Raw genomic sequence first — 7973 nt, 5'->3', positions numbered from 1 at the left:
GGCGATCGCATCGCTGTTGTCTAGATTACAATAGTTCTGTCCAAAAATACAGCATGATATCTGGGAAAGTTTACTGGGGGACCTGCTTGGGGTAGGGTGGCTCCTACTTTGGGAGGGACTTTTCATCGATCGCCTGATGGGATAAAATACCAAAATAGCCGCTCCATTCTACGAAAACCTGTAGCTTGGAGTGCCTCTAATTGGGGTTCAATTTATAGAATCAAATACAATGACAGATGGGATTTCTGAAGAATTTTGGCAAGCTGTAGACCAGTTTAATGCTCAAGATTTTTATGCCTGCCACGATACCTTAGAAGCCTTATGGATGGATGCAGTAGAACCGGACAAAAAATTTTATCAAGGTGTGTTACAGATTGCCGTGGCGCTTTATCATTTGGGAAATTTAAACTGGCGAGGTGCGGCGATTTTATTGGGAGAAGGGATGAGTCGATTAGGATATTATTCCCCTGAATATTATACCATAGATGTAGAAAAATTAATAACAGAAAGTCAAGAAATTTTACGGGCTTTGCACCAGTCGGGTCCTGACAATGTGGCGGAGTTCGCGCAGCAGTTATTTACTTCTGACGGCGTAGCAGGAGGGGGTGAAATCGCCCGATTGCAAGTTCCTAAACTGGTGAAACTTGTCTAGTCTGGGGGGAGAGAAACCGGAAGAGAAACCGGGTTTCTTGACAAAATCTGTAGCAATCTGCCAAAAAATTGGGTTAGAAACCCGGTTTTTTGTCCCTTTGCTCTTTACACAGAGACTGCACTTTGTTGAGTTGCTTGTTGATAAGCATCGCGACGGCGTGCTTCTTCTTCTCCATATAAAAAGCTTAATAAAGCAAAGCGTCGTCCGCCGATGACATCGGTTGCCTCGTGAAGTAAACTACAGGAAAATATCACGGCGCTGCCGGTGTTGGGACGATATAAATGGGGAGCATATTCGGGAAAACGTAGACAACCGCCTTCATATTCTCCCGCATTGAGATTAATGGTCATGGCAAAGATGCGATGTGCAGTTCCGGCAGTGGTATTATCTCGATGAGGTCGGAAAAACCCGCCTTTGCTGCTGTCATAGCAAACAATCCGAAAATCTTCGATGCGGGTGGCATTAAAGTGATGTGCTTTCCAAATTTCTGGGGTGACTCGACGACCTAAAAGCTGTTTAATCCGCTCTTTGAGTGGACTGGGTTGCATAAAATGGTCGCGCCTAATTTTGTGATTGTTATCCATTAAGGCAACGGTTTTTCCATCAACTTGCCGCATAAAACCGGATTCACCATTTTCGGTATGCCAGAGTTCGATGAGTTGCTGGCATAATTCGGGGTCTAAAACATTGGGAATGAGTAACACGGGTGCTTGTTGTAAAATTTGGCGCGGTTCTTCAAGGTCAAGTAAAGGTTTCACGTCCAGCAGTAACTGTTGCGCGTGAGTAAAGGGGTCGAAGTTGCGATAAATTTTAATAACTCGATAGTTCCTGTCTGTGACGAAAGTCGTATAGGTAGAGGTTAAAGATGTGGTTCCATAAAGGCTAGTTTCTGCGGTTACACCATAAGCGCTGCTAACTTGCCGATCGCCATCAGAAAGAATCGGAAAGGTTAATCCATATTGAGCGGCGATCGCCTGATGTAAATCCACGGAATCTGGACCGATCGCCACGCATTCTATGCCGAGTTGACGATATTGAGATTGCATCTGCTGCAATCCCGATAGAAGTGCAGTACAATCAATGCGAATCGCACTGGGGAAAAAGCAGATTATCATGGGTTTTCCCACAAAATCACCAATTTCCTTCAACTCCCCAGTTTGAGATGGCAAGTTGAATGCAGGAATGCGATCGCCAATTGATAAATAAACAGATCCGATGCTCATTAATCTGAACCCCTCTCACTCTCTGGTCAATTAATACAGTTAATGTAGTGGCAGTATTGTTTCCAAAACCGCTTGAGTCACGGATTTTAGCCGTTGGTGCAGATGCTGCTAGCAGAGTATCCCAGTCTCCCGGGAGAAAACTGGAAAAAGTACCCCAAGTTCTACGAGAAAACTTGGGGGAATTGTTGCACTCAAACCCCATACCATGACGAGAACTGGCAGGTTCCTGCTAGAGGCAGACCAGCATGATTTGGCTAATCTGTCGCTTAAACAAGCGGTTGCCATTTACAGATTGCACTAGGAATGTGACAGAAAAATGACAAACCTGGGGATGAAGGGATCAAGGATGAATGTAGAACTATTCTACCGATGACAGATAACAAACCTCCTACTCTGGGAGTCTTAAATTCCTGGGAGTGAAGACTAAGATTTGAGGGGAAATTCGATAGTAAAGGTGGTTCCTACCTCCAGGACCGACGCCACAGAAATCCGTCCCCCATGAACTTGGACAATTTGCTGAACAATGGATAACCCTAAACCAAACCCTCCATTAGCGCGGGTCCGCGCTGTATCGACGCGGTAAAACCTATCAAAAATATGGGGTAAATCTTTTGGGGGAATACCAATACCGTTGTCTTCAACTTGGATGATGGCTATCCGGGGTTTTGTAAATAACTTTAAAGAGATTAAATTTCCCTGATATGCATATTTACAAGCATTATCGAGGAGGTTGAATATGGCCTGACGGAGTAAATCTACATCGGCCTGAAATTGGACGGGGTAAGGGGGGAATTCAGTACAAATTCTAAGCTGCTTCGCATCCGCTTTGGGGACATAATTCTGGACCAACTCCTCCAACCAACTCTTTAAATCAATGTCTTGTAAAACTTCCGGTGATAAGGTTCCAGTGTACCGGGATAAAAAGAGTAAATGACCGACAAGCTGACTCATTCCCTTTGCCAGTTCGACAATTTTTTCTAAGCGGATGCGTTGGGAATCACCTGGGGGTGCAAATAATCCAACTTGTGCATTACTTAACATCGCAGATAGGGGTGCACGCAATTCGTGGGACGCATCGGCAGTAAACCGCTGCAATTGTTCGTATGCCTGACGAATGGGGTGCATCGCCAATCCTCCCAAATACCATCCCGTCAATGCGATCGCCGCTAAAGCGATGGGTAAACTCACACTTAAAAATAACCGGAGTTGGTCGGTAAATTGTCGCACGGGTTTCAGAGACGTAGCGACTTGAATAAACCCGATCGCCACCCCATCTCGCATCACGGGAAATGTCACTTGCCGCAACCAGTCTTGAGAATTTTCGTCCGGTTTAACGGTGACAAAACCTGGGGGAATTGTTAAGTGTTGCGGGGGATGAGTGCCGATAAATTGCACGATTTGGCCATCGACATTGTACCACCGCGCATAAACAATGGTATTATCTAAAGGTAAGGAATTGCTGCCGAGTAAGGGGACGTGCTGTAAATTGAGATGCCAGCTTCCGCGCTGAAACCGATATTCCACACTCGCGGCCATCAGTCTAACTTTATCCGTTAATTCGCGATCAAAGGTCTGGAGTTTGTCCTGGATTTCTAAAGAGTACAAAACCGCCGAAAAAATAAACAGAATACTCCCCATTGAGAGGGTAAACCAGCGAGCTAAATTGCGACGAGAACGGTTAAACATTACAGACAATAGTTTAGCTTCTTTGGAGTGAGGCGATATCCCACCCCATAGACGGTTTCAATCCAATTACTGGCGGCGATCGCCTGTAACCGTTGCCGCAACCGACGCACTAAGGTGGTGACAGCATTACTTTCCGGTTCGCTTCCCCATTCCCAGAGTGCGAGTTCAATCTGCTCTCGGGTTAAAATTTGCAAGGGGTGGCGCATAAAATATTCTAACAGTTGAAATTCCCGCGCTGAGAGTTGCGCGGTGGATTTTCCCCGTTGGACGGTTAAAGTATTCAGATGTAATTGGATTTCACCCACGGTTAGACTGTCTCCCTGCCACAATGGCGATCGCCGTCCTAATGCTCTTACCCGCGCTAACAGTTCCACTAAGTCTACAGGTTTAACTAAGTAATCATCTGCACCAGCATCTAATCCCATCACTTTATCCCGAGTGGTATCTTTTGCCGTTAGAATTAAAATCGGTGCAGTTTTTCCCAATTGCCGATAATTTTGACACAACCTTACCCCGCTGACTTTCGGCAACATCCAATCTAAAATTAACAAATCATATTCTTTTTCTTCCATTAACCACTGTGCCGTTTCCCCATCTTCAACCCCATCCACAATATGTCCAGCTTGGGATAAAATTGCATGAATCGGTTCTAGTTGTTCTGGATCATCTTCCACGAGTAGAAGTCTCATCCGCTATCTCCCTCTGGTCCTTCCCCTGCCATCCTTCATCTTTCATCCTGAGTCGGATTGCGCGATCGCCTGATTCTCTGCCAGTATAGAATAATCCTCCGGATTTTCCTGGAATCGCACAATCGCAAACAACAGACCCCTTTTTCCCTCCCCTCCTCATTATGCCTTCCCCTCTTGACACTTCAACGTATTTTTTAACCGTTTCCCATGTCTAACTCTAAATGGTTCAAACTCTTACAGTCTTTGGGATTAGAATTTTGGTTACCCATCCCCCTACTTGGCGTTATCTTTTGGGGGGGGAGTAGTTGGACTGCCGATCGCGTCTTGAGCAACAACTACTCCATTGACCATTCCCTACAATCGAATACCCATCAATCTTTAGAACTCTATCTGCAAGTCAAGGTAATTAGTATTGAAGCAGAAATTCATCTGCGAGAAAATTTTACTGAAGTTCAAGTTAATACGGCGGATTCTTCTTTGACAGAATTGCGATTTGAGTTCCCTGTCATTGAAGTAACTTCAGTTGAACAAGCTATTGTGGAAAAATTAGGATTATCCCTAGAAGATGTTAGGAAATTAGTGCGTTATCGGATTGATTATTAAACCGATCGGCCATCCGTTTCCAGATGAGAAACCGGGTTTCTTACCCCAATGTCTGCCAATTGACCTATAGCAAGTCTTGTAGGAATTAGAAAATTTCTCATATAGGAGTGGGAGCATCTCGCTCCCTTTCGGCAACTAGGGAGCGAGATGCTCCCACTCCTATATTATGTCAAAATGATTTAGACGCGCTATAAAATGACCTTGAAAACCCCGTTTTCTTGTCCCACTGACCTGATTGAACACATCAAAAAAGGACAAGACATTGCCTTGTCCCTCCCTTTTTAATTCCTGACCTATCCTAGAATTGCTTAGACAACCCAAGTTGCTAAATAGGCATCAGTTCCCCCTAATGGATTGGGATTGATGGCATTGGAGGTGGTGGCAACTCCTGGATTATTAACCGTTCCGAAAATCACCGCGCGATCGCCTGCGACGGCAAAGGAATTGACTGTTCCCGATGACCCATTGAGATCTCCTGACTCCGTTAACGGCGTCCAGAATTTGCGGGTGGTAAAATCTGCGGAGACTCCCAACACGGCCATTTCACCGAGGGTATAATTCCCCACAGGTTCCCCATTAATGGTTTTTAAATTCCGGTTTTGGATAGAGGCAGCAGCAGCACCGCCAATGTAAACATTTCCGGATTCATCTACGGCGATGGAATTGGGATTGAAACTATTGGCATTCCCATTACTCAGGCGAGTGGCGATAAATTGACCCCGGTCAATGATGCCGGTATTGCTATCAATTTTAGCAAAAAATGTAAATGACCCACTGCCAGCGCCGGATAAATTATTATATTCATCCTGCTGAATTAACCGACTGCCAAGGTTCGTGGTAATGGTATTACTATCCCGAGTAAAAACGTTATTTCCCCCATCGGTTTTTCCGAGGAAATAGAGCGTGCCATCGTCAGCAATAGTCAGGCGTTCTCCCCGGGTATCTGCTCCTAAATTTTGCGAGGTGACTTCATTGGTACTGTAATCCCAGGTATTCCAAAGCTGATTTAAGTTGGTATCAAACCCTCGGATAAAGGGGGTTTGTAAGGTACTGGAAACTTGATTGAATCCGGTGACATAAACTTGATTATTCAGGGGATTGATGGCAATATCCGAGGGACGAATATCCGTACCCGTTAACGTCGTGGAGGCGAGGGGAGTGCCAGTTCCACTCCAGAGGGAGACAGTATCTGTGGCGATGTTTAAGGTGGCGATCGCACCATTATTGGCGATCGCTACCTGATCAACAGTTCCCGGTTGGGACCAGACAAGGTTCGTTCCGGTACTGTCAAATAATTTAATCCCAAAATCCCCGACGGTGACGATTTCTCCACTGTCGCGATCGATATCTAAATCCTTGACAGTCCCGCCTAAATCAATTTGCGACAGGAGGGTATCGCCGCGATCGGAAAATCGCAGGAGTTGCGCCGTCCCATTTAAATTCCCCGCAACAGTAATGGCGCGATCGATAGGAGAAATCCGCACGGCACTCGCTTCGTCATTTCCGGCACCTCCTAGATAGGTTGCCTGGGTGAGTTCTAAATTCTGGGGATTGTCATTATCAAGAATTTCCAAAATGGCGGTATTTTGAGTTGCTAATACTGCACCACCGGCGAGATTTTCCAGGGATAAATTGATGGTTTCGGTCGGTTCAACTTCGCTATCATCGATGATGGTAATCGGTACGGTTTTAGGGGTCGTGTCTCCTGCGCCAAAGGTGATGGAGATGGTTTCATTGATGTAATCGGCGGGTGCAGTTGCGGTGCCATCGGTGAGGAGTACATCTGCACTGATTGCGCCATCACTGCCATCAGTCCGAACCACGGTGACAGAGGCGATCGCTGTTCCATCTTCTCTGACGGTAAAGATCGGTGCACTAAATCCCACCGCGCCGGGTGTGGGTTCTGGAGTGGGTGTGGGAGTGGGTGTGGGAGTGGGTGAGGGAATGGGTGTAGGTTGCGGATTAGAGATTCCTACAGATGGCGTGGGTGCAAAAACAATCTCTGGATCAGAAGAAGATGGGGGAGAAAGGGAGATAAAATCATTCCGATCTAGGGTGGCGAAATCGATGCCGTTTAAGATTGCTAAATAGTCAGCGGTGATTCTATCTTGAATGATAGTATGACTAGAATAAGCACCTGTTCCCTGAAACATAAGCAGGTCTTCAAATGCTAATCCACCGTCTAGGTAAATGCGATCGAGATTGGTTTTAAAATCCATAATCCAGTCCGCTTCTAGCAAGTTGGCGTTGCCGGTGGACCGAACACCGGGTACATCGTCTCTCCTGGCGATCGCAAAGACATTATTGCCACTGCCACCAGTTAACGTATCCGCACCCAAATCCCCATGAAGGGTATCATCTCCTAAATCTCCAAAGAGGAAGTCATTTTCCTGACCCCCTCGCAACACATCATTCCCTTGTCCCCCATGAAGGGTATCATAGCCTTGGTTGCCATTGATGAAGTCATCTCCCTGATTGCCATTAATAAAGTCATTTCCCTCTAATCCTCCAAGGCGATCGTCTCCATCCAATGCCAGGATAAAATCCGCCTGGTTAGTCGCCACAACTGCATCAGCATTGTCCGTTAAAAAGTAAGCAGTATTGTACCCGGCGATCGGTTGACGGCCTTCCTGTTTTCCATGTCGTTGAAAATGTTCTAATCCCGAGGTGAATATGCCACTCTCCACCGCTGCTTTAACATCAGGATTAGCAGTCATATAGAAAGGTTCATCCACGAAAACAGTAAAGTTATTTGAGCCTAAAAAATTGTCCAAGGGAATTCCTCTTTTTCAACTGTATGTGCGGCTATTTCAGTTTCGTAAAGCCAATAAGTTCTCAGCAAAATACCAAGCAATCCTGAACTATGCCAGGACCTTGCTCATCTCGAATTTCTGCAAAGTTACCTTGTTCTATAATTAGCTTTTCAGGAATTTCCCCAACTTTCCGGCAAAATTACTTCATAATTCTGCATAATTTTGTCAGATTATTTATCGGTTAAAATTAAAATATTTTCTACAAAAAAAAGCCCTAAATATCTTTCAATATATTAAAAAAAAATCTAATTATTACAATTTCCCCCAACAACAACCAATAACAAATGACCAATAACAAATGACCAAT

6 protein-coding genes are annotated in these 7973 nt (G+C 45.3%); 2 read left to right on the top strand and 4 right to left on the bottom strand.

All coding sequences use genetic code 11. The features are described from left to right. The first annotated feature begins 229 nt into the window (after positions 1-229). Positions 230-652, top strand: coding sequence for a DUF309 domain-containing protein (locus J0895_RS24610; protein ID WP_207090618.1), 423 nt, complete (start codon positions 230-232; stop codon positions 650-652). A 104-nt stretch (positions 653-756) separates the two neighbouring features. Here the strand turns inward: J0895_RS24610 and J0895_RS24605 are convergent, their stop codons facing one another. The 3 genes from J0895_RS24605 to rppA all read right to left on the bottom strand — a co-directional run bounded on the left by J0895_RS24605 (position 757) and on the right by rppA (position 4250). Further along, the gene (locus J0895_RS24605) at positions 757-1875 is read right to left on the bottom strand and encodes a redoxin domain-containing protein (RefSeq protein ID WP_207090617.1); all 1119 of its coding nucleotides are present in this window, start codon (positions 1873-1875) and stop codon (positions 757-759) included. Between the two features lie 423 nt (positions 1876-2298). Beyond that, a complete protein-coding gene (locus J0895_RS24600) occupies positions 2299-3561 on the bottom strand; it encodes a sensor histidine kinase (protein ID WP_207090616.1) in 1263 nt (420 codons plus the stop codon). After that, complete coding sequence (gene rppA / locus J0895_RS24595) at positions 3561-4250, bottom strand: two-component system response regulator RppA (RefSeq protein ID WP_207090615.1); 690 nt, start codon at positions 4248-4250, stop codon at positions 3561-3563. The genes J0895_RS24600 and rppA overlap by 1 nt, the downstream gene beginning before the upstream one ends. A 207-nt stretch (positions 4251-4457) precedes the next feature. Between rppA and J0895_RS24590 the strand changes: the two genes are divergently transcribed. Next, positions 4458-4853 (top strand): hypothetical protein, encoded by a 396-nt coding sequence (locus J0895_RS24590; RefSeq protein WP_207090614.1) that lies wholly within the window; start codon positions 4458-4460, stop codon positions 4851-4853. Positions 4854-5161: 308 nt separating this feature from the next. Here J0895_RS24590 and J0895_RS24585 read toward each other — a convergent pair whose 3' ends face one another. After that, positions 5162-7588, bottom strand: a complete 2427-nt coding sequence (locus tag J0895_RS24585) for a Calx-beta domain-containing protein (RefSeq protein ID WP_340643582.1) — start codon at positions 7586-7588, stop codon at positions 5162-5164. Positions 7589-7973: the final 385 nt, after the last annotated feature.

It is taken from the genome of Phormidium pseudopriestleyi FRX01 (assembly GCF_017313335.1).
In the GTDB taxonomy this organism is placed as follows: domain Bacteria; phylum Cyanobacteriota; class Cyanobacteriia; order Cyanobacteriales; family Laspinemataceae; genus Laspinema; species Laspinema pseudopriestleyi.
Note: the sequence above shows the minus strand (reverse complement) of the source record. Positions and strands in the feature narration are given on the sequence as shown.

Bases quoted from the DNA above. Each gene is read 5' to 3' on its own strand.
- J0895_RS24610 (WP_207090618.1), top strand. From the start codon at position 230: ATGACAGATGGGATTTCTGAAGAATTTTGGCAAGCTGTAGACCAGTTT.
- J0895_RS24605 (WP_207090617.1), bottom strand. From the start codon at position 1,875: ATGAGCATCGGATCTGTTTATTTATCAATTGGCGATCGCATTCCTGCA.
- J0895_RS24600 (WP_207090616.1), bottom strand. From the start codon at position 3,561: ATGTTTAACCGTTCTCGTCGCAATTTAGCTCGCTGGTTTACCCTCTCA.
- rppA (WP_207090615.1), bottom strand. From the start codon at position 4,250: ATGAGACTTCTACTCGTGGAAGATGATCCAGAACAACTAGAACCGATT.
- J0895_RS24590 (WP_207090614.1), top strand. From the start codon at position 4,458: ATGTCTAACTCTAAATGGTTCAAACTCTTACAGTCTTTGGGATTAGAA.